This is a genomic window from Nitrospina gracilis 3/211 (genome assembly GCF_000341545.2).
Taxonomy (GTDB): domain Bacteria; phylum Nitrospinota; class Nitrospinia; order Nitrospinales; family Nitrospinaceae; genus Nitrospina; species Nitrospina gracilis.
Window position 1 is genome coordinate 426,342 of record NZ_HG422173.1, and the last position, 22,200, is coordinate 448,541.

15 protein-coding genes are annotated in these 22,200 nt (G+C 54.4%); 4 read left to right on the forward strand and 11 right to left on the reverse strand.

The window, feature by feature from the left end; translation table 11 throughout:
* The 6 genes from TX82_RS01995 to TX82_RS02020 form a co-directional block, all read right to left on the reverse strand.
* Positions 1 to 772 (reverse strand): CBS domain-containing protein (locus TX82_RS01995; protein ID WP_371828203.1); only part of this gene is annotated, 772 nt, incomplete at its 3' end.
* A 67-nt stretch (positions 773 to 839) separates the two neighbouring features.
* Positions 840 to 1,754, reverse strand: a complete 915-nt coding sequence (locus tag TX82_RS02000; protein WP_042250329.1) for a mechanosensitive ion channel family protein — start codon at positions 1,752 to 1,754, stop codon at positions 840 to 842.
* An 88-nt stretch (positions 1,755 to 1,842) separates the two neighbouring features.
* On the reverse strand, positions 1,843 to 3,021 hold the full coding sequence (locus TX82_RS02005; protein WP_005006295.1) for a PepSY-associated TM helix domain-containing protein: 1,179 nt from the start codon (positions 3,019 to 3,021) through the stop codon (positions 1,843 to 1,845).
* Positions 3,022 to 3,137: 116 nt separating this feature from the next.
* Positions 3,138 to 5,375, reverse strand: a complete 2,238-nt coding sequence (locus TX82_RS02010; protein WP_222822945.1) for a TonB-dependent siderophore receptor — start codon at positions 5,373 to 5,375, stop codon at positions 3,138 to 3,140.
* A 391-nt stretch (positions 5,376 to 5,766) separates the two neighbouring features.
* On the reverse strand, positions 5,767 to 6,795 hold the full coding sequence (locus tag TX82_RS02015; protein WP_005006300.1) for a FecR family protein: 1,029 nt from the start codon (positions 6,793 to 6,795) through the stop codon (positions 5,767 to 5,769).
* A 100-nt stretch (positions 6,796 to 6,895) separates the two neighbouring features.
* On the reverse strand, positions 6,896 to 7,447 hold the full coding sequence (locus TX82_RS02020; RefSeq protein ID WP_052338164.1) for an RNA polymerase sigma factor: 552 nt from the start codon (positions 7,445 to 7,447) through the stop codon (positions 6,896 to 6,898).
* A gap of 734 nt (positions 7,448 to 8,181) precedes the next feature.
* Between TX82_RS02020 and TX82_RS02025 the strand changes: the two genes are divergently transcribed.
* The 4 genes from TX82_RS02025 to TX82_RS02040 are packed head-to-tail and all read left to right on the forward strand — an operon-like array spanning position 8,182 to position 11,061.
* A complete protein-coding gene (locus TX82_RS02025) occupies positions 8,182 to 8,907 on the forward strand; it encodes a MotA/TolQ/ExbB proton channel family protein (RefSeq protein WP_005006306.1) in 726 nt (241 codons plus the stop codon).
* Between the two features lie 18 nt (positions 8,908 to 8,925).
* Entirely contained in the window at positions 8,926 to 9,342 is a 417-nt protein-coding gene (locus TX82_RS02030) for an ExbD/TolR family protein (RefSeq protein WP_005006307.1), read from the forward strand.
* On the forward strand, positions 9,339 to 10,322 hold the full coding sequence (locus tag TX82_RS02035; protein WP_005006308.1) for an energy transducer TonB: 984 nt from the start codon (positions 9,339 to 9,341) through the stop codon (positions 10,320 to 10,322). The genes TX82_RS02030 and TX82_RS02035 overlap by 4 nt, the downstream gene beginning before the upstream one ends.
* A gap of 4 nt (positions 10,323 to 10,326) precedes the next feature.
* Complete coding sequence (locus TX82_RS02040; protein ID WP_005006309.1) at positions 10,327 to 11,061, forward strand: EF-hand domain-containing protein; 735 nt, start codon at positions 10,327 to 10,329, stop codon at positions 11,059 to 11,061.
* A gap of 77 nt (positions 11,062 to 11,138) precedes the next feature.
* Here TX82_RS02040 and TX82_RS14935 read toward each other — a convergent pair whose 3' ends face one another.
* The 5 genes from TX82_RS14935 to TX82_RS02065 form a co-directional block, all read right to left on the reverse strand.
* Positions 11,139 to 16,490 carry a PAS domain S-box protein gene (locus tag TX82_RS14935; RefSeq protein ID WP_005006310.1) on the reverse strand — a complete coding sequence of 1,784 codons (5,352 nt, stop codon included), beginning with the start codon at positions 16,488 to 16,490 and terminating at the stop codon, positions 11,139 to 11,141.
* Positions 16,491 to 16,747: 257 nt separating this feature from the next.
* On the reverse strand, positions 16,748 to 17,188 hold the full coding sequence (locus TX82_RS02050) for a hypothetical protein (RefSeq protein WP_042250335.1): 441 nt from the start codon (positions 17,186 to 17,188) through the stop codon (positions 16,748 to 16,750).
* A gap of 35 nt (positions 17,189 to 17,223) precedes the next feature.
* Positions 17,224 to 17,910 carry a response regulator gene (locus tag TX82_RS02055; RefSeq protein ID WP_052338165.1) on the reverse strand — a complete coding sequence of 229 codons (687 nt, stop codon included), beginning with the start codon at positions 17,908 to 17,910 and terminating at the stop codon, positions 17,224 to 17,226.
* Positions 17,911 to 18,001: 91 nt separating this feature from the next.
* Entirely contained in the window at positions 18,002 to 18,931 is a 930-nt protein-coding gene (locus tag TX82_RS02060) for a diguanylate cyclase (protein WP_042251642.1), read from the reverse strand.
* Between the two features lie 19 nt (positions 18,932 to 18,950).
* Positions 18,951 to 22,199, reverse strand: a complete 3,249-nt coding sequence (locus TX82_RS02065; RefSeq protein ID WP_005006313.1) for a response regulator — start codon at positions 22,197 to 22,199, stop codon at positions 18,951 to 18,953.
* Position 22,200 lies beyond the last annotated feature (1 nt).

Below are 22,200 nucleotides of genomic sequence, written 5' to 3' on the forward strand. Positions count from 1 at the left end.
TTTCGTTTTCCTTTACAGAGGGGGATTTGGGCGGTTCAAGAAACGGCAAGGATACCATGCCGCGCACCCATGCGGTGGCGGCAAGCAGGAACAACGGCACCAGGCTCTCGAACAGCGACGTGTCCTCCACAACCGCCTTGCCTGTGCCCAGCGCCTCCCGAACCTGCGCGGCTTTCAGCACACCTTCCAGTTGATGATCGACGTTGAGGACCGGAAGCACGCGAGCGTGGTGCCAGGCGGGCAAGGCGCGAACAGTCGTGAGAGGCGCCTGCACCAGGACGGGTTCCACATGCGGGTCAAGCAGTTCCGTCACCGGACAATCCGGGGATTCCTGCAGCAGGCGGGAGATCTCCACCGCTCCCACGTAATAACCGCTTCTCTGCATCACGAAAAAATGCTGGCCCTCACCGGACCCCGTACGGCGAAGCTGGTCCAGCGTTTCCTGCACCGTGGCGGAATCCGAAACGACGGACAACGGTTCTGACATCCAGTGCCCCACCGCGTCCGAACGGAAGGTGACCTGCCGGCTCAAAATCTTCTGTTTCTTTTTGGGAAGTTCATCAAGCAGACGCTTGCGAAAATCGGAATCGCTGAGCCGCAGGACATGACTCGCACGGTAAGAAGACAAAAGCCCGACACGCTCGGCCGCCTCCTGTGTCGTCCAGTGACCCAGGCACTGCGCGAGGTACCAGGGCAGAAGTTCCTCCATCACCGGCGCCGCGTCCTCCGGCTCCATGGACAACAGGTACGCGGCGGAATCCTGGGGCGGCATGGCTTCCAGCACGCGCGCGGCCTCCCCGGGGTATGCGGACAGGTAATGCCGGGTGAATTCAGTTGTCTCATCCATGTTCTTGTTGCCCGATCAACTGTTCCATGGGCTCCTGCTCAAACAAACTGGCAGGCAGGATCAATCGCCCTTCTTTTGTCGCCAGCACGACGGAGGTCGGTGTGAATTCCAGGATCACCCCTTCCCGTTTCCCCCAACGCACGCGCTGGCCGACCTCGTATTGCTTGTGCACGAAATGTGCGCCAATGAGGTTGCTGACGAAAGTGCGTCCGCCCAAACCGAATGCCAGCGCAAGACTGCCGAGAAACGCCGCCGCGCCGATGGCAATGAGGTTGGACAGAAACGTCACCTCGATACCGATCTGGTCGAGACCGATCACGAGCGCGGTGATCAATGTCGCGCCCTGTGCCAATGTACCCAGCAGGCTGGCCTGCGGAATGCCCGCCGTGTCCGCGGTGGTGATGGTGAGGTCGCGCACCAGAACGCTCAGCAACACACCTGCAATGAGGATGATGCCGCCTGCCAGGAACGTGGGCAAATAATTGACGACCTGGTTGAGCCACTGCGCCACCGCGTGCAGGCCGAGGATGTCGGTTGCGAACTTGACGAAAAACAGGATCACCGCCCAGAACACGATTTTGCCGAAGAGATCGAGCGCCGGGTGCGTCACCTGTAAATGCGGAGCGGTACTACGTTTAAGAGGTGTGCGGCTGAGAACCCGGTCAAGAGCCACCACTATTTTCACGCAACCGACCTGCGCGAGGCCCGCCACCATCCAGCCGACCGCAAGCAGGGCGGCCGCGCCAAACAGGTTCGGCAGGTAATCGATCAGGTTTTGAAGCGCGGGGAGGCTGGCCTTTTTGATCTCTTGAATCCAGGAGGAGAGGAAATCCATGCAGGTCACCTCATCGTGTTCCAGGAAAAAAATATTTGAAGCCGTTCGGGAAAGCGTGAACCGGATATTCATGATCCCCCTTCCGGCTGCACGTTCTATTATTTTAACTCACTCCACGGAGAAAAGGACAATATAAGAGGGAGGGAAGTGAAATCCGTTGTCAGGAAACGGATTCATTGGAGACTTCGGACAGATTGGTTGCGGCGGACGGCGGCCGGAGGATAGTATCCGCAATTTTGGAAGAAGCTCTGCGACGGCGTTTCCAGAACAGAAACCCGCTGACGAACAAAAGCGCGGGACTGAGGCCGATGATCACCGTCAGCAAACGCCCGGCTTCTCCCCAGAAACGCCCGATGTGAAGCGGGTACTTGAGGTCGGAAACCACCTGCCCGGACGAGGCCTGGCGGAAGCTGTGCACCATCGTCGGCTCTCCGGTCTCCGGGTGCAGGGCGAGGTAGGTGGAACCGTTGGGATGCGGGTTTTCATCGAACCGCATGCGCAGGACATACGGCGCGTCGGGTGTGCTTGGCAGACGCAGGAAAATGAGCGTGGCCTCCGGCAGGATCGATTGCCCCCGCGCCATCAGCTGCTCCGCCGAAAGCGATTGCGCAACAGCCGAATCGAGCTTGGGGGGCATCGGCCGCATGGGTCCGCCCAAAACCGACTCCAGCACGACGTTTACGGTTTTGTGAAACACCATGCCGGCGCCAGTGGCGATGCTGAAAACAAGAAACCCGATCGACACGATGCCGATGAAGCGGTGAAGGCGGAACACCTTGCGCACTCCGGTTTCCTTCCACCCGATGCGGAACGCACCGGACCAGCGCCCGCCACGCGGCCACCAGAGTACCATCCCCGTGCCCAGCAACACCATCGCCACCAAACCGATGAAGCCCATCACCGTCTCACCGGTTTCCCCTGCGAGCAGGTGCACGTGGAGATCGTGAAGGGTTCCCATCAATCCGTCATGATCTCCACGCACACCAAGGAGGCGCGTGGTATAGGGGTTCACATACACTTTCTGGATGACGTCGGCCTTGCGAACCCAGACCTCCATCGCATGGTCCGGTTCGCGAGGCAGGCGCACGAGACCGATGAGTCCGCCGGGATGGGCCTGACGCACCGCATCCAGGGACGCGTCGATGCGGTGCGGGCCTTTTTCCGGCTCCACCCGCCACAGATCCGGATTCAGCGCGTGGTCGATCTCCTTGTGGTACACCAGGAGACTGCCGCTCAATCCCGAAACCACCAACACCAGACCGGCGGTGAAAGCCAGCACCAGGTGCGCACGCCGCACCCATTGCCGCAACCGTTGTGGAGAAGGGTTCGATGTCATCATCGCATTAAGCTCCCTGTTACGGTCCAACTTTTCATTGCGTCACCATATCAGGTTTTCCTCCCGTGAAACAATCCGACACCTGTCCAATCACGCGCCCGGCATGGCGCCTGCAAAACTCAATAATCAAGTTGCACGCCCAGGATGAAGGACCGGCCCGGCGAGGGAAGACGTCCTACCGGGCTCACGTCCACTCCGCGAAAATAGTAATCCTCGTCAAACAGGTTGTTCACGGAAAGGCCAACGTTGAGATTGTAACCTTCCATTTCAAAATCCCGGCCGACCCGGGCGTTGACCAGCGTGTATTCGGGGAGTTCCCCGGCACTTCCATTGGCCGTTTCCTGATCCGTGTTTGCGGCATCACTGAAACTTTCGCTGACGTAAAGTGCGGTGAGCCCGAAGTCCCACTGCTCGTGGCGGTAATCCCCGCTCAGGCTCACGTGATGGTGCGGTGCATACGGCAACTCCTTGCCCTTGTTCGCGCCGGACCGTTGCTCGGTTTCGAGGTAGGTGTACGACAGACTCAGATTGGCGTTCTTCGTCACCTTCCAGTCCGAGGTCAACTCGACACCGTGGTGCAGGGTCTCGCCCAGGTTTTCGAAGCGCGCGGTGCCGCTGTTGAACTGGATCTGGTCGCGGTAGTCGATGACAAACAGGGTCGCGGATGTTTGAAGATTGGGAGAGATCTGAAACCGGCTTCCCAGTTCGTAATTCCACGCCGTTTCATTGGCGACGTCGCCCGCACGCGTGACCTGCGCCGTTTGCACGGGCACCAGCGAACGCTGGGCGTTGGCGAATACAAACAGACGGTCCGTCGCCTCGTAACCCACGGTGATACCCGGGAGCAGTTTGGACGCCTTGTTGGTGTCCATGACGCCGTTCAGGTTGTTGCGAAAATCCATGTACACATTTTCGTAACGAACGCCGGGCGTCACCGCCAGGCGGCCGTTCATGAAACGGATGGTGTCACTGGCGTACACGGCGAAGGCATCCACATCAAACGCCCAGTCCCGGGCCACAGTGCGGGTGCCGGTGGCGAATTCCACGCGGTTCACATCGAAGTCCACTCCCTCCCGCACGTAACGCGCGCCGACGATGATGGTGTGGTTGTCGATGCGGCGAGTCAGGCGCGGCTCGATTCCCAAAACGGAGAAGATGCGCGGCGAGTCGGCTTTGTGCGTGGCCGGGATGGCGGGATCGAACACGTTGCCGCCGCCCAGATTCTGGCCGAAGAAAAACGTGCGGTCCGCTTTGTGATAAAAATTGCGCCACTCGAACTCCGTATCCTTGTCCGGCGTGTACGTCCAGGTGAGAGTGGCGCGGAACATGTCCGCATCGAAGCTGTCGTGCGGCCGTTGCGAACTGGTGCGGTCCTGTTCGTACCGGCCGGGGCTCAGTGACCCCGGCAGTTCGGCTTCCACGTTGTAGTACTGGAACTGGAAGGCCAGTTGGTTCTGTTCATTGGGAAACAAGTCTGCATCGAAAATGAAATTGTGGACTTCGGTGTCGGAGTGATCACGAAAGCCTTGTCCCTGCAGGGTGTTGTATTGCAGTTGCAGTCCCAGCTTGTCGGTGGCGAAACCACCGATGCGGAAATACGTGTCCGTCAGGATGTTTCCGGTTTCCTCGGAGATGGTGATGCGCTCGCCCAGGGTCTGCGAAAGTTCGTAGGGAATGGGACGGGTGATGAAGTTGAGAACACCACCGACGTTGTTCGGTCCGTAATGCACCGCCGCGCCGCCGCGCACCACGTCGATCGTTTCAATGCTCTGCATGGTCAGCGGAAACAGCGACAAACCGATGTTGCTGTAAGGACCGATGGCCACGGGGTATCCGTCCTGCAAAACCTGAATGCGCTGACTGCGAAGCGGAGTGAGGCCGCGCACACCGATGTTGGGCAATATGCCGACTCCGGTTTCATCGAGGATGGTGACATTGGGAACGGTGCGCAGGGTGTCTTCCAGGTTCAATGTCCCCCGGCGTTGAATCTGTTCTTCCGTCACCACGCTTCGGGAACCGCTGTAGGTGCGCACGATTTCCGGTGTGGGCGGGCCCAGCCAGTCGCCCTCCACCTTCATCTCCGGGAGAGCGCCCTTCTTGATTTTTTCTCCACGCTGTAGTGTCACCGTATTCGCATCCTTGAATTCGGCAGACAACCGTGTCCCCGCCAACAGCATCTCCAAAGCCTTCCGGGCCGTGTGCTCTCCCGACACCCCGGACGTCGAAACACCTTTGACGTCCGCAGTCTTGAAGGCAACCTGCACGCCGGACTGATCGAAGAATTGCGTCAACGCCGACCCCAAAGGTTGCGGTGGAATGTCGAACAATTTCACGTCTCCCGCCTGAGCCAGTTGCATCCCGTCCACATTCGAAACCGCAAACTTTTTCGAAAACGTTGAGTGGAAGGGTTCAACTGCATGCGCGTCACCCGCACCCAGCAGATGCAAGAAAGACAGGACCCCTGCCAACGCGACGGCGAATCCTGTTCCAAAAATGTTTCCTGTATTTCTCAGGCCCTTGCCCGATAAGGCGAGGCGCCACTTAATCCCGATGAATGCCATTGCATTCCTCCTCAATTCCAGTTCATGCACGGCATCCTTCCGCCGAAAGGCAGGGTTCCCATCGAATGCCTGTTGAAATTTTCCCTTACTGCAGGAAGTTCAACATAAAGACGGGTGGGAACCCGGTTTGCCCAACTTGCGGTTACAAAAAAATTTAAAGCGCCCCTGCGTTGCGAAACGAAAAAAGCTAACGCAGAACAAGAAGGTAGTCGGTGATGCGCGTGGCGCGAAGCCCCTGCGTGGAGGCGAGAGCCAGGATGGCGCTTTCCGCCTGGTCCACATGAAACAGACCGCTGACGGGTTGCTGTGCGGCGTGCTCCCGAAGAATCAACACGCGTCCGGGGAAATAGGCGTCCAGCTTTGCAATGGCATCGGCAAACGGCATCTCATCGATCACAATCCTGCCCCGTGTCCACGGCAACGCGGCATGCACATTCACCTTTCGCACCGCCTGGGTGGGTACCCCCTCCATGAAATCGACGGACTCCCCCGCGGTCAGGTGCAAGGCACGCGGATTTTCCGCTACCGGCAGGGAAGACTGCGACGACGCGTACACCACGACCTCACCACTCAAAACCGTCACTTTCAGGTTTTCTTTCGAATGCGAAACGCCAAAGCGCGTTCCCAATACCTCCACCACTCCGTTGCCGCTGGTCACGCGGAACGGACGCGATGCATCGCGGCGGACATCGAACAACGCCTCGCCTTTAAGAAGTTGGATGTGGCGCATACCGTTCTCGTAACGGACGTTCATGGCAGTGGCGGTGTTGAGGTGTGCCGTCGATCCGTCCGGCAACTCCACCTTGCGGAGTTCCCCCTCCGCCGTGCGATGGTCCGCCAACCAGATGGAGCCGAACTGCGCCCACAACACAAACAAAAAGAAACAGGCGGCCGCCCAGCGAAATACGGCAACCGGTTTTTTGCGAAGCGGTGCGGAGGCGCGCCCATCCCATTCATTGGCAGGCCCGGGAACGGGAAGGGGAAATGCCGGACCGTCTTGCAAGTCGGCCGCGAACGCTCCTTTCAACGCTTCCATTTCCTGCCATAGTCTCCGTTCCCGGCGGAAGGCGTCCCGGTGCTTCGTATCCGCGTGCAACCATTTTTTAAAACGGCGGGCTTCCGGCTGGGTCATTTCCCCCGAAGCCAGGCGCACCACCCACCGTCGCGCTTCCTGCGGGAGTTCATCTGAAAAAGCTTTGCCTTTATCCGATGCCATTTTTGCACACACAAAAAGAATGGGCCGGCGACACGTATTGCCACCGGTGCTGGGTATTTCGAACACCCTCAATAAACATGACGAATGAACCCATGAGTTGTCATACCCCGCTATTACGTTTTCCGAGTTTTTCCAAACGATCGCGGGTGGCGGCGAGGCGATCGAGCACCTTCCGGATGTGTTTTTCGACTGTGGTGACCGACACCCCCACCTCTTCGGCAATAGCGCGTTGGGGTTTGCCCTCGAACCGGTTCAGGTAAAAAATGCGGCGGCTGAGCGGCGGCAGGTCCTGAACGGCTTTCTGATACAGCTTCAATTCCCAGCGTGCCAGGGTCACTCTCTCCGGCGTCACCTGGTTTTCGGAACGGGTCAATACGTCACGGCATTCACGCAACAACTCCGCCCGGCGGGCTTCGACGCGAATGTGGTCGGTGGCCAGGTTGGATGCAATGCGGAACAGGTAAGCCTTGCGGTTTTCGATACCCGTGGGATTTTGAATTTTCAGGAGGCGCAGGTACAACTCCTGCACCATGTCCCGCGCCGCAAAACCGCACTTCAAACGATGGGACAGAAACCGGACCAGGTCTCCCTGGTATTCATAGTAGGCCTCGAGCAAGGCCGAGTGGTCCATGTGCTCCGATTGCAATCCCATGCGATCCGTTTCCGTTCCCTGTCCCGGGCGAAAACCCAGGTTGTGCCGGGGGAATAATGAGGAATCCTCGATTCCGGCCACCCTGCACAACAAGAACAGTGAGGGCGATTATTTTGAAATTAATAATGGATTTCATTTTCATTATAAACCACTAAAAGTCAACCTTAATTCCCGTCCATCCCCCAATGCTGACTCACGGCCAGTCACCAAATTCACACAATCCATAAGGTATGAAGGACTTAGATCGGATACGTCGGTATTTTCATGCAAAGCTCCAGGATTTCGTTCTTGGAAAAAGCCCCCTTCTCGAACCGAACCCTCGCTGTTGTTGAAACTTTCACCGTCCTATGCGATCGAGGGCAATGCGCCAAGACCCTGGACCTTTGTTTTTACTGACCATTTCGGGGACGCACTGCGTATCCATCAGAAGGAGGAAGGGTAAAGTTTAATAATGACTTTCATTTTCATAAATTTTTGAGTATCATTATGAGAACGAATTTCAAAAATATTTTCATTTTGGTGTCAGGGATCGGGGCCCTTCAAACGTCTTATATATGTATAGCGAGACGGTTGGCCCGTTTCCCGGTGGTTGAAAAGGCAGGATTTTCCTCCAAACCAATCGCCACCTCCGAAAAAAATGATTCCACATATCATCCCGGAGACATCTTGTGAATCTGGCTACTTCCCGGCTCCGGCTATTTAATGTTTTCGAGAAGAAAGTGACTGGAGGCTGAATGGATCCCGCACAAACCAAAACCGCCGTGGAGGGCGCGACTCCGGTACTGGAATTGATCGGCAAGGGAGGGGTTCTCATGATCCCCATCCTCCTTTGTTCCGTGATCGCGCTGGCGTTGATCATCGAGCGGTTGATCTTTTTCTACTCCAACCAGCAAAGTCCGGAAAAGATGCAGAGCGTTTTCAAGGGCCTGTTCCTGGAGGGCAACAACATCTTTTCCCGTTCGCACGAACAGCCAACGGGCCCCGCCGGACGCCTTCTGCAGGTGGCGCGCAACTGCTTCAATTATCCCAAGTGGAAATTCGAGGAAGCGCTGACTCTGGCCGGGCAGGAAGAGTTGAGCCGGATGAGCAAAAACCTGCGTGCGCTGGAAGTCATCGCCGCCATCGCTCCGTTGCTCGGTCTGCTCGGCACGGTGGTGGGCATGATCCAGGCGTTTGGCAAGGTGGCCCAGCACAAGAACCAGATCGACCCCAGCATTCTGGCGGGCGGCATCTGGGAAGCGCTGATGACCACGGCGGCGGGCCTCGCCGTCGCCATTCCGGTGATGGTGATGCTTCATTACTTCGACCGCAGAATGGAGACCATGTCGTTTCTACTGGAGAAGTTCAGCCTGCACCTGGTGCATCAGTGGGACGACACGAAAGAAAAAGCGCGGGCCAAAGCCGCGGCGCCCGACAAAGAACCCGGCGAACGGCGCATGGCCAACGTCCCGGGAAAATGAATTTACACGAAAGAGATCATGGTCAGCCTTAAAGCCCAACCCCGAAAAAGCCGAGGCCTCGATATCGCCCCGCTGGTCGATATCGTGTTTCTGCTTTTGATCTTTTTCATGCTGACCTCAACCTTCATCCGGCAGGAGGGCATGGACATCGAACTGCCCAAGGCGGAGTCCAGCGAATCCTTTGACATGAAGTCGATCAAGATCCAGGTGCAGGAAAATGGAACCTTGATGGCGGGCGACAAAAAGGTTGGATTTGAAGAGTTGAAAACGATTCTTGGATCGGCGGTGGACAAGGATTCCTCGGTGCCCATCATCATCGAAGCCGACAAGAAAACCGATTTCGACATGTTCGCGAAGATCCTCGATCTGGCGCGACTGCTGGGAGCCAGCAATATCGTGATTGCAACCGATCCACTGGAGTCAACTGCGTCATGAATGTGGAAGCCATGGAGACCCGATACCCCGCACACTTGCCGGTAACCGCATCGGTGGTGGTGCACCTCCTGCTGGCGTGGATGATCTGGCAACAGAATCTCACTTTCAAACTGGAGCCCAAACCGGAGCCGAAAGTGAAGGTGCACGTCGCATCCAAGCCGCCGCCCCCTCCCCCGCCTCCGGCACCAACCCAGCCCGATGCGGTGAAGCCCGTCGCTCAAAAAGCCGTAACGCCGCCGCAGAAAACCGTGCCCAAAAAGCCGGTGACGCCGCCGACGCCCCAACCGATGAAAGCGGTGCAAACCCAGCAGGTGAAGGCCAAGGTGCCGCCGCCCCCGGCGAGCATGCAACCCATTCAACAGGAAGTCGCCACGCACAAGCCGCAGACGCCGACGTTCGCGCGGGCGGTGCGGCACACCCCGGTTGAGACGACGTTCAAGACCCCGGTGTCCACCGTGCCGGTTCAATCCAAAATCGCACCGACCACCGCCGTTTTGAAAACGCCGGTCACGACCGACATCACGCCGAAAGCGCAAACGGTGAAGGCGCAGGCCCCGGTGAATGTGGATGAAATGGTTGAAGATGCGGCGGAGCCCATCCAGACCGCCAGCCTGAACCTTCCCGCTTCGCAAAAAACCGGGCCGGTCGAAAAGGTCAAATTCAGCGGCAACGGACCGGACCTGAAAAAGGCGCTGGACGAGTTCAACAGCGCCATCTGGGGACAGATCCTGCAAGCCAAGTACTACCCCAAGATGGCACGCATTCGTCGTCTGGAAGGACAGCCTGTGGTAAAATTCACCATAGAGAAAGATGGGACCCTGAGTCACGTTGCCATCAACCATTCGTCCAGCCATGAAATACTGGACAGCGCGGCGCTCAAAACCATCCGCAACGCGGCCCCGTTCCCGCACATTCCGGAAATTTTGAACGAGGAACGAATTATCCTGGAAATTCCGATTTCATTTATTCTGAACCAATAGGATTATGAACAGATCAAATCATCTCCCCGCTCTGGCTGCTCTGGCAGCTATTACCCTGATCGCTTCTCCCGCATGGGCGGAGGTGCACGAGATCGACTCCGATTTCGACGGCAAGGTGGACCAGTGGCAACACCTGAACCAAAACGGCAAGCCGGAAAAGGTGGAGTTCGACAAAAGCGGTGACGGCAAACCGGACCAGGTGGAATACTACGACATGAACGGAACCCGCATCCGCGTGGAATTCGACCGCAACCACGACGGCAAAATGGATCAGTTCCAGTACTACGCCGCGTCCGGCGCGATTGAGAAAATGGAACTGGACTCCACCTACTCAGGGAAAATCGACTGGACGGAATTTTACAACAGCCAGGGCAAGCTGAACAAAGCGGTACGCGATGAGAACGGCGACGGCAAACCGGACCAGTGGCAGTTCTTCAATGCTTCGGAAAAGCTGGAGCGTATCGAGTACGACACCAACAAAGACGGGCAGGTTGACCGCTGGGATCTTTTGAACAATTCCGGGAAAATCACCGAATCGTCCTTCGATACAAACGGCAACGGCAAGGCTGACCAGTGGCAGTTCTTCAACAGCTCCGAGGTGATGGAGAAGGTGGGGTTCGACACCAACGGCAATGGCAAGGCCGACCAGTGGCAGATTTACGGACCGGACGCCAAGGTGGTGCGGGTGGAGATCGACCGCAACCACGATGGCAAACCGGATCAGGTGATCAACAAGTAACGTTCCCCCAATCACAAACAAAAAAACCCGCCGCAGCAGGTTTGCATATGACCCCTCCAAGCCTGTTCACCTTTTCGTCAATTCACATTCAATTTCCCCTGAATGCGCTTCAGAACCTCAATCGCATCCTCAAAATTAAAATGAGTAACATACTTTATTAAGGCCTGCCATTCTTCTCTGAATGCATTTTCATCAAAATAGTTTTTCAAAACCTTAATCCGGTCAAAGGCCCGGCGGTCTTTTTCCATAAGCAGGGTATAAATATTGTTAAAAAGTGCATTCAAATTTGGATCGTACGCGATTTCAGGCTGACTCTTTCCCCCGGATGAATCTTCTGGGGGCCCGGTTTTATTGTTCAGGACCTCAAGGCCATTGAATACCTGATCAAAGGATTTCCAAAATTTTTGCAGACACTTTTCGATTTCTTCTTCGCTTTTCTCCCTGGTTGCAATCTCAAGGTTACTAGCGCATTGAAATAAATCCTTGGCTCCAATATTTCCGGAAACGCCCTTGATGGAATGAACTTTCATTTTCAGCATTTCCCGATCTTGATTTTTGAGGGCGGTTTCAATGTCCTCCCTGTCCTTGATAAAATCAGTAAAACACGCCTTCAGGACATCGACATAAATATCCAGGTTACCTCCAATGCGCCTCAGTCCCTCCTCAACATTAATACCGGGCAAATCGAGGATTTCCATCGTTGCGGCATCCGATTGCAGGCCCGTCTTGGGCCCCCCGCCAGAAGGCCGGAGTTTTTCCCTGCTCGGCTCACTTTCCTGCAATAATTCTTCCGGTACATTCATTTCGTTTGAAATTTTGGTTTCTTTCCGCAACCAATGCTTCAAGGTACCCAACAAAACATCGGGGTCGATGGGTTTGGTGACATGATCATTCATGCCTGCAGCGCGGGTCCGCTCCCTGTCCCCGGCCATGGCATTGGCCGTTAAAGCAATTACCGGCATATCTTTAAAGCGTTCCTGCTCCCTGATTTTTCGTGTTGCCTCAAACCCGTCCATGACAGGCATTTGAATATCCATGAGAACCAGGTCAAACCCGCTTTGATCCAGAATCTGTAAGGCCTCCCTGCCGTTCTCTGCCAATGTGACCTTAAAGCCGAGTTTTTCCATAAGCTCCTTGGCAATCACCTGATTCACTTGGTTGTCTTCCGCAATGAGGACTTTCATTTCCTTGAATTCCTCGACAGTATCAAAAACGACAGAATTCCACTTCCTCTGCTTTCTAACCGGCAATTGTTTGCCAAAATACAAATCCATAATTGCGTCAAATAATTGAGACAGGCAAATGGGTTTGAATACGACAGCATCTATGGGGTTCCTCGAGTCCGCACTGTCACTGACATTCAATTCCTTGGGTGCAAGGAGTATTATTTTTGGCGGCTCTGGCTGAGGCACCTCTTTTTTCAGGTTCTCGCAGACATCGAACCAGTTCAGTTGTGTCAGATTGATATCCAACAAGATCAAATCCAGCGGATTCTCCGGGCCGGTCTCTTTAAACCGCACCGCGGCCTCTTCTAAAGAAACAGAAGTTTTCGATTGAATTCCAACGGAGCCCAACATGTCCTTTACTATTTCGGCCACCATTTTATTCCCTGCTACAATCAGGGCCCGCTTTTCGTACAGCTCATAGGGAATGGTTATCCTGGGATGATTCTCTTGAGAACTCAGGAAAGGAATGACGAAAGTAAACCTGCTTCCTTCATTCGGTTTACTTTCCACTTCGAGCTTGCCTCCCATCAACTCCACCAACTGGCTGGAAATGGCAAGGCCCAGCCCCGTTCCCCCAAACCTACGGGTGGTGGACGGGTCCGCCTGCTCGAACGCCTGAAACAAACTCCTAATCTGCTCCCCGTCCATTCCAACGCCTGTATCCTGAACAGCAAATTTCACGAACACCCGGTTATTTTCCAGTTTTTCAAGTTCCACAAAAACCGCGACGGTGCCCTTTATGGTGAATTTGATGGCATTGTTGATGAGGTTGGTCAATACCTGCCCCAGCCTCAGCGGATCTCCCGTCAGTTTCGACGGAATCGCCTGTGAGTTGAAGAAAACCAGCTCTGTTCCCTGATTAAATGCCCGTAGAGATTCCTGACTGGCAATCGTTTCCAGCACTTCCGCCAAATCAAACGGAATACTCTCCAAACTCAATTTGCCGGCTTCGATTTTGGAAAAGTCCAGAATATCGTTGATGATCCCAAGCAGGTTTCGAGCGGATCGCTGCATGCCTTCAAGGTACTCTTTCTGCTTGGAGGTCAACTCTGTCTTCAGGCAAAGGTAAGCCATTCCCAGAATGGCATTCATGGGAGTCCGGATTTCATGGCTCATGTTAGCCAGAAACCGGCTCTTTGCTTCATTGGCTGCGATGGCTTCGTGTTCCGCCTGCCGCAATTGCTCCTCAATTCTTTTCCGATTGGTGATGTCGGTGTGCGTGCCGAGTGCTCTCACGGCGTTTCCGCTCTCGTCACGTTCCACGGTTCTTCCCCGGTCCATAATCCACCTGTAAGACCCGTCCTTGTGACGGAGGCGCAATTCAAACTCAAAGTTCTCATCGCTTTCTTCAAGGTGCTTTTGGATCAAATCACTATATTTTTCCACATCCTCGGGATGCAGGAGATTGAAAAACGTGGAGGGTTCATGTGGAAGTTCCCCCGGAGCATACCCCAGCATGGACAACCAATGCGGGCTGTAGTACACATCGCCGGTCTTAATCGACCAGTCCCACAAGCCATCCTGCGTGGCGTACATGGTCAACTCAAATCGTTTTTCACTTTGGCGCAGAGCTTCTTCCGCCTGTTTTCGTTCCGTGATGTCCGTATGCGTTCCCACCGCGCGGACGGCACGGCCATTTTCATCCCGTTCCACGGTTTTGCCGCGGGTCAATATCCACCGGTAACCGCCGTCCTTATGGCGTAAACGCAATTCAACCTCAAAATTCGAATCCTTGCTCTGAAGGTGCTGCATGATCTCGGGGGTATATCGGTCCCTGTCTTCAGGGTGCATCAGTTCGTCAAAAAACGTTGACATGTGTTCTTCGAGTTCCCCCTGCCTGTACCCCAGCATGAACAACCAGGCGGGACTGAAGTAATTGTCTCCGGTAACCAGGTTGCAGTCCCACAAGCCATCCTGGGAAGCATCCATTGCCAGGGAGAACCGTTCTTCGCTTTCTCGCAGGGCTTTCTCAGCCTGCATGCGCCGGGTTATGTCACGGACAACCTTAAATACAATGCGGCCTTCCAGGGTGGAAATGATGCCTTCCATGACCTCTACCGGAAACACCGTGCCATCTTTCTTTTTGTGATAGCGCAATGTCACTTCGGTGACACGTCCTTCCACCAGCTGCTGGAACGTGCTCAACGTTCCTTCCGGGTCGGCCGACAGGGTTTCCGCTTTCATTTGGAGCAATTCCTGCCGGGAGTACCCATACAATTTTTCAACGGACTGGTTGGCGTCAATAATACTCCGCGTCTCCGCATCAAAAATCAGAATGGCATCCGATTCCGCCAGGAACAGTTGGCGAAATTTTTCCGCTTCCTCCTGCGCTTTTTGAATTCCCTTCTGGGCTTTCTTCCTTTCCACTCTGGCTTCCACCTGCTTTCTCCTGAAAACGAGAGTGGTCACCACAACCACAAAAAGAACGATGAGCAGGGAATAGTATATTTTTCGGAGCATGCGTAGCGATTTGTAGGCTTCGTCCCAATCCATTTCACGCGCAATTCCAAAGCCATATTTGGGTAACCAGGTCCAGGCTCCAACAACAGGAACCCCGCGGTAATCACGGTACCCCCCAACATCCACCCCACTTTGACCAGAAAGAGCACGCTCCACCATACGGGTAAAAGGCTGCTTTTCTCTTGGTATCGAGGGCCTGAACCCTTTCACCATGTTTCCGCCAGGGTCACGGATTCTCAGCTTGAGCGACCATGGACTGGGTTCCGGCGGAATCAACCCGACCTGTCTCAAATGATTGGCAAACCGCCCTCCTCCAATCATGATGCCTTCTTTGTTGAAAGCATACGATTCCCCCGTCTCGCCCGAATAGGTAGTCTCGAGAACGTCCTCAAAACTCAAGCGCGGTCGCAGCCTGAAACCAAGCACTGCGATCGGTCTTCCCTCTGCGTCATGAACCGGGGCCGAGGCGAACAGGGTCGGCTGGTTTCGCCTGTATATTCCATCTGGATCCGGAAGTTGGACTTCGGCCCAGAACGGCGGGGAGAAAATAACTTCACCCTTTAACGACCTTTGAATGAATTCTTTTTCTTTAAGGTAGGAATTCCCAACGGGCTCATTCAACAAGGCCGCCATGGTGAGTCCCGAGGGATGGATGACGACAAAGCCGATATGGTTTTGTTTTTTATTGAACGGCCCCAGGATTTTCCGCAACTCCTTCAATTCCGGGGATTTCATAAGGGATTGCGGGCTTGTCGTTCCGTTATCCACTTTCAAAGCCAAAGAGGTCACCAGTTCTTTAACTTGAGGGGTCTTACTCCAGAAATCCACATTTGTGAGCTCCCTCTCTATGAAGGATTCCACAGATTCCACGTTGATTTTCAAATACTCCTGAAGGATGGTGGCTAAGTCCATCTTGATTTCCCTTTCCACCAATTGAATTCCGAGCCAGCCGATAAAAAAAACGCATAGAAACGAAACAATGGGTCCAAGGATCAGGTTCTGCGCAATGAACATGGCCAGCGTCAAATTGAGGACGGTGACCATCACAATGGCGTAGGCCAGGTTTTCAGGAGAAAAGAAAAACTGCTGGCTGGTTTCCAGACCAGACGAAGGAACAAACAGGGTCGCCGCCATGCCCGTGTAATGCATGCCGGCAACAGCAAATCCCAAAAGGAGGGCTGTGGCGACTTTTAAGATAAAACCATGGGAAATTTGTTGGGTTTGAATCTTGACAATGGCGTAAAACGCGACCGTGGCCACAGTGACCGCCACCAGTCCCGACAAGAGAAAAAGGCTTAATTTGTAGTGAAGGGTGCCATTGAATATCATCCCCGCCATGCCGCAATAGTGCATCGTGTCGATTCCCAGTCCCAGAATCAAACCACCGCCAAGAACCCTTGATCGAATCGATTTTGCTCTATGGAAAATTTGAAATGCGATACCGGAAAACAGAATCGGGATCAGCAGGGAGAGCGCCGTAATCCATGGGTCGTAGGTGACGGAGACCGGCATTTCGTAGGCAAGCATGGCGACGAAATGCATGGACCAAATGCCGCCACCCATGGAGATCGCGCTGCAGAACAACAGTAATTTTGGGTGTGTGTGATTTTGATGAAACCGCGTCATCATATCCAGAACGATATATGACGCAAATGCGGCGACCAGGTAGGATAAGATCACCAACCCATAATCATAAAACCCGGTGATGAAAAGGGTATCTTTGGGGATCGGTGGGAAGACCATGAGCCCCCCCCTCTGCAATAATTTAAGGAGCCGTTCTAATTATTAATAAAACAGTACCATGGTAACAAGTTTAGGGTAAGTTGAAACAAAAAAGAGCTTGGAAGCTTTATTCTACGCCATTCATCCAATACATTACAAAAAGCTTACATTCAGAACAGCCGAGTTATCTAACTTTTTTATAGACAACCCATGTTTCCCAAATTTGCAAATGACTTCAAAAGAAACCGGGTTTACCGCAAAGGCCTGAAATTTTTTTCTCACTGAAAAATTTCCCTTCCCGCCACCTTCACCCGCAACGGTTCCTTTAAATTTTTATTCTTGTGATAACTGCGGATCATCTGCACGCTTTCCTGCGTCATCGCGTGGCCCGCACTGGCAACCCGAAAGTCTTCTTCATCCACCAGGTCCTGCAGCAACACCATACCCGCATGCAGGTCCTTGACGGCAACGGATTTTTCTTTTTCGGACGGCATTTCCTTTTCGATTTTTGCAAGAGCCTTGACCAGTTCCGGCGAATAGATGTTCGGTTCGTCGGTCAGGCTGACGATCACCTCAGAGGGCCTCTCTCCCTTGAACACCTTCATGTCGAAAGCAGTCGCCACCTTCAGGATTTGTCCCCCCAGCTGGATGGGATCCAGGAGGTCGGGCGGCCCTTCGTGCAACTGCGGGTTGAACGGATCCAGCTGATGCAGCACCATGCCCGCCACCTCCTCCAGGCCGGGGATCCCCCGTATCAGGTCCGACCTACCGAAGGATGGGACTGGAACAGGTCTTGTTCGCTTTTTGAAATAACCTCTTCCTTGAATACTTTTTTCAGCAAATGAATGGGCAGGGCAACACAGCCGATATTGGAAAGCAGCGCCGCCGTTTCAAACCGCCAGATATTTTCCAGTTGCATTAACTCCGCCATCCTGCGCACCAGCTTTTTGATGCGGCAGGCCTGGTTGAAAGCCAGGGGATTGGTCATCGAGAGGGTCTGGGCCATCAATTGAATGGAACCCAGCAGGGTTTGCGACAAAAGACCTTCCAGACGACTGGAGGTTTCCTGCAATCTCAGGTGCGTTTCCACCCGGGCGCGGATGATCACCGGCTGAATCGGTTTCTGGATGTAGTCCACCCCTCCCATCTCCAAGGCCCGCACTTCATCCATCTCGTCCTTCGATCCGGTAATGAAAATGACGGGAATCATCTTATGCGGCAGAGTGTCCTTCAATTGCTGGCACACCTGGTACCCGTCCATACCGGGCATTTTGATATCAAGCAATATGAGGTCCGGGGGAGTTTTTGAAAATACGATTTCCAGTGCCTTCGAGCCGTTTGTGGAAACCTTGACCACGTAGTCATTTTTCAGGATTTCCACAAGCGCATCGATGATTTCAGGCGAGTCATCCACAACGAGGATCTGCTTTTTCGCTTTCATCTAAGACAATCCTTTATTCATACTTTTAATGGGGGTTCAAGTTTTCTCCTCCAATCCGGACGGCATTTATAATCGCCCACTACAGGGATTATTAAATTGAGACCACCATGTTCCTTCCATTCTTTTTGGCTTCATACAGGTTTTGGTCCGCCCGGTTTAGAAAATGTTCCACGGTTTCCTCCCCATCAAACTGCACCACACCGAGACTCATGGTGATTTTGATTTCCCGGTCCTCCATGGAAATGGTTTCTGCCTCGATTTTACTGCGAAGACGGTCTGCGACATGAGACGCTCCCGCCAGGTCGGTTTCCGGAAGCAATATCAGGAATTCCTCGCCGCCCCAGCGTGCGGCCATGTCGTGACACCGAAGGCTCAGGGTAATGATGCTGGAAACTTTTTTCAAAGTTTCGTCGCCGGCCAAATGTCCGTTTTCATCATTCACCTTTTTGAAATGGTCTATGTCCGCCACGATACAGGAAAGCGGTTTGCGGTTTCTAAGGGAACGTTTTCTTTCAATTTCCATATTTTCCTGCATGTCGCGGCGGTTGGACAATCCTGTCAACTGGTCCCTCCTTGCCAGTTCGTCGAGAATCTGGTTGGCCCGCTTCAACTCCTTGATCATTTGTTTGTTCTTTTTGAGAAGGCACCTCATCTGGACGTGAGTGCGGACCCGCGCCCTGGCAATTTTGTGGTTGAAGGGTTTCTGGATGAAGTCCACCGCTCCAAGGTCCAGAGCCTGCACCTCATCCATTTCGCCGTCCCGGGCCGTGATGAAGATCACGGGAATATCGTGGGTGGCTTCCTGGCTTTTCAGCGTTCGACAGACTTCAAACCCGTCCATTCCGGGCATCATGACATCGAGGAGAATCAGGTCCGGCGGCGAATCGGAATTGGCAATCTCCAACGCCTTGTGTCCGTCCAACGCCACCTTGATCCGGTATTCCGGCTCAAGGATGGCCGCCAACACATCAATGTTTTCGGGACGATCGTCCACCACCAGCACCCACGCTTCATCCAGCATCCGGTCCAACGTCACCCTCCTAACAATGTTTCTGTCTTTCCGTTATGATCTCATCCAGAACCTGCACCGCTTCATCGAACTGGTACAATCGGATGCACTTCTGCAGATTCATCCACAGGTCATGCAGGGTGGACCCTTCCAGGTATCCCCTGAGTGCGTTCACCCGCACCGTGGCTCGGCTGTCGCTTTCTTCCAGCAACGACCGGAGGTTTTTCATGAGCGTGTCCACCTGCACATCACACATGGTCAGCGAAGAAGCCGGGGCAGGGCGTTCGCGCTCCCCGGTTTTTTTCCATTCCAGCAGCAGGTTCATGAGGTCGTTCATGGATTCCACTAAAATATGCGTGTGAATTTCCTGCTCTTCCCGGCTTCCGTTTTGCAGTGCGTTTTCGAGAATTTCCGCCTGGTCGTAGAGTGCCCTGGCCCCCACATTACCGGCAACTCCCTTGATGGTATGCACCAGCATATGCAGTCCTTCATAATCTCCTTGATTGAAGGCAGATAGAATTTTTTCTCCATCCCCGGAGTGATTGTCGCAGAACCCGGACAGGATTTTGCAATACCTTGTCCGGTTGCCTCCGATGCGCATCACTCCCTCGTCCACATCCAGTCCCGTGATAGAGGGCAGGGGAATTTCGGGAGATTCGGTGGTTTCCAGATGAGGAGACGCGGCCTGCTCTTCACGGGTATCCGGTTCACCGGCCGGCACTGCGGGTTCCTCTTTTTTCCCGGTTGAGGACGTCACCCATCGGCGCAGGGTCTGGTACATGGCTTCCGGGTCGATGGGCTTGGTCACATGGTCGTTCATGCCCACCTCCGCCGTGCGTTCGCGGTCCCCCGCCATCGCATTGGCGGTCAGCGCGATCACCGGCAGGCTCTCGAACTTTTTGTCCTGACGGATCTGCCGCGCCGCTTCAAACCCGTCCATCACCGGCATCTGCAAATCCAGAAGCACCACGTCGAATTGCTGAGAGTCCAGGCACTCCACCACTTTTTTTCCGTTGTCCACAATGGTGACGTCGAAACCGACATTCAGCAACAACTCCTCCACCACCTCCTGGTTGATTTCGTTGTCCTCCGCCACCAGCACCCTGCAGCCCCGGAACGATGTGGGATCAAACAGGGTTTCCTCCCTTTCGGTAACCCGCACCATACGCGCATTTTTGTTTTCAAACAGATTGGTGACCAGGTCGAACAACTGCGAGAGGCGAATGGGCTTCACCACCACCCCGTCAAGGGATGCACCCTGGGACTCGATCCGGTTCAGGAATTTCAGTTCCGGAACCACCAGCACCACCCTGGTATTTCCGGAAGGGGTGCTCAACAGTTTCAATCGCTCGGAAATTTCATTCCAGTGAGATTCGGTGAATTCCAGGTCGACGAAAACAAGGTCATATGCCTGATCCATCTGCACCGCCACAATTTGATCCACCCCTGCATCCAGGGACTCCCGGTGCTCCGCGAAAAATCCCAACGACTGCAACATCCCGGTCAACACCCTGGCCAGGACCGGATTTTTTTCAATCACGAGCGCGCGCTTGTCGGAGCCGTCCCTTTTGAGTTTTACTTTTTCCAGTTCCCCGGGATCGCAATCAAAAGGTATGGAAATAATGAAGGTGCTTCCTTTGCCCGCTTCGCTTTCAATCTCGATGCTGCCGAGCATCAGTTCCACCAGTTGCCTGCTGATGGCGAGGCCCAGGCCGGTCCCCCCGTATTTCCGGGTCGTGGAGGTGTCCGCCTGATTGAACGCACCGAATACCCCCTCCACCTGTTCCGGGGTCATGCCGATCCCCGTGTCCTGAACCGTAAACTTCAAGATGACCCGGCTGGATGTGTCCGGTTCCCCCAACTCCACATCGGTATAAACCGCAACCGTACCCTTGAGAGTGAACTTGATGGCGTTGCTGACCAGGTTGGTCAGCACCTGCCCCAAACGCAACGGATCGCCCATCAGGTTTTGCGGAACCTTGGGCGAAGAGAAAAACACCAGTTCCGTTCCTCGTTTCTCCGCGGCCTGCGCCTGCTGGTAGGCCACGTTTTCCAGAACTTCCTGGAGGTCAAACTGGACGATTTCCAATTCCAGTTTGCCCGCCTCCACCTTGGAAAAATCCAGGATGTCGTTGATGATGCCGAGCAGGCTCTTGCCGGATTTTTCTATTTTCTCCACATAGCCTTTTATTTTCGTGGGCAGGTCGTGTTGCAGGGCCAGGTGAGCCAGCCCCAGGATGGTGTTCATGGGGGTGCGGATTTCGTGGCTCATGTTAGCCAGAAAGCGACTCTTGGCCTCGTTGGCGGAGACCGCCTGGCGTTCTGCCTCCACCAACTCCTCTTCCACGACCTTGCGCTCAGTGATGTCCCGGCAGATGCCGACAAACTGCCGTTCACCATTGATGGTCATTTCGTTGATCAACAACTCTATGGGGAAAACGGTTCCATCCTTGCGGTGCCCCCACTCTTCCCGCAATTCACCCAGTATGGTCGGTTTCCGGGTGTTCCGGTACCTTTGGATGGCGTCATCGTGCCCTGTCCGGTAGGTTTCCGGCATCAGGATGGCGACGTTCTTTCCTATGATTTCCGATGCCTCGTAGCCAAAGATTTTTTGCGCGGCGGCATTAAAATTCTGGATGCTCCCCCGTTCATCGATGACGATCAGGGGGTCCAGCATGGTTTCCAGGATGGCGTGTTTTTTTGCCTCTTTGGCTTTCAACTCCTCATTCAATTCCTCGATCTGGTTATACAACTCCGATTTCTGCACAATCAACTGGTGTTTGAGGAGTATGATTTTCCTCAATTCGAGTTGGGAGACCACCTGGTGGGCCAGCAGTGTCAGGCACCTTTTCTGGTCTTCCGTGAGTTTGTGAGGTTTATGGTCGATGGCGCACAGGGTGCCGATCTGTTGCCCGGAGGGGGTCTTCAAGGGAGCACCTGCGTAAAATATGACCCTGGGTTCCCCGGTGACGATGGGGTTGTCCGCAAACCGCTCGTCCTCCAGGCTGTTCGGGACCTCAAACACGCCTTCCTGCAGAATGGCATGCCCGCAGAAGGAAACGTTCCGCGGCGTTTCCCGCGCGCCCAGCCCGTGGAACGACTTGAACCACTGCCGTTTCTCATCGATCAGGGAAATCAGGGCGATGGGGACATCGCAAATTTGCGCAACCAGTTCCGTCAACTCATCGAACTGTTCTTCCGGATCGGTGTCCAGCACGTGGTACTCGAACAACGCCTGAAGTCGAACCTCTTCATTTTCCGGTACAGGTGGTTCCAGCATG

Coding starts and splice junctions, on each gene's coding strand:
- TX82_RS02015 (WP_005006300.1), bottom strand. CDS start 6,795: ATGGCATCGGATAAAGGCAAAGCTTTTTCAGATGAACTCCCGCAGGAA.
- TX82_RS02035 (WP_005006308.1), top strand. CDS start 9,339: ATGAATGTGGAAGCCATGGAGACCCGATACCCCGCACACTTGCCGGTA.
- TX82_RS02065 (WP_005006313.1), bottom strand. CDS start 22,199: ATGCTGGAACCACCTGTACCGGAAAATGAAGAGGTTCGACTTCAGGCG.
- TX82_RS14935 (WP_005006310.1), bottom strand. CDS start 16,490: ATGGTCTTCCCACCGATCCCCAAAGATACCCTTTTCATCACCGGGTTT.
- TX82_RS02030 (WP_005006307.1), top strand. CDS start 8,926: ATGGTCAGCCTTAAAGCCCAACCCCGAAAAAGCCGAGGCCTCGATATC.
- TX82_RS02055 (WP_052338165.1), bottom strand. CDS start 17,910: ATGAAAGCGAAAAAGCAGATCCTCGTTGTGGATGACTCGCCTGAAATC.
- TX82_RS02025 (WP_005006306.1), top strand. CDS start 8,182: ATGGATCCCGCACAAACCAAAACCGCCGTGGAGGGCGCGACTCCGGTA.
- TX82_RS02000 (WP_042250329.1), bottom strand. CDS start 1,754: ATGAATATCCGGTTCACGCTTTCCCGAACGGCTTCAAATATTTTTTTC.
- TX82_RS02060 (WP_042251642.1), bottom strand. CDS start 18,931: ATGCTGGATGAAGCGTGGGTGCTGGTGGTGGACGATCGTCCCGAAAAC.
- TX82_RS02050 (WP_042250335.1), bottom strand. CDS start 17,188: ATGGTGCTGCATCAGCTGGATCCGTTCAACCCGCAGTTGCACGAAGGG.
- TX82_RS02020 (WP_052338164.1), bottom strand. CDS start 7,447: ATGGGATTGCAATCGGAGCACATGGACCACTCGGCCTTGCTCGAGGCC.
- TX82_RS02005 (WP_005006295.1), bottom strand. CDS start 3,021: ATGATGACATCGAACCCTTCTCCACAACGGTTGCGGCAATGGGTGCGG.
- TX82_RS02010 (WP_222822945.1), bottom strand. CDS start 5,375: ATGCAACTGGCTCAGGCGGGAGACGTGAAATTGTTCGACATTCCACCG.
- TX82_RS02040 (WP_005006309.1), top strand. CDS start 10,327: ATGAACAGATCAAATCATCTCCCCGCTCTGGCTGCTCTGGCAGCTATT.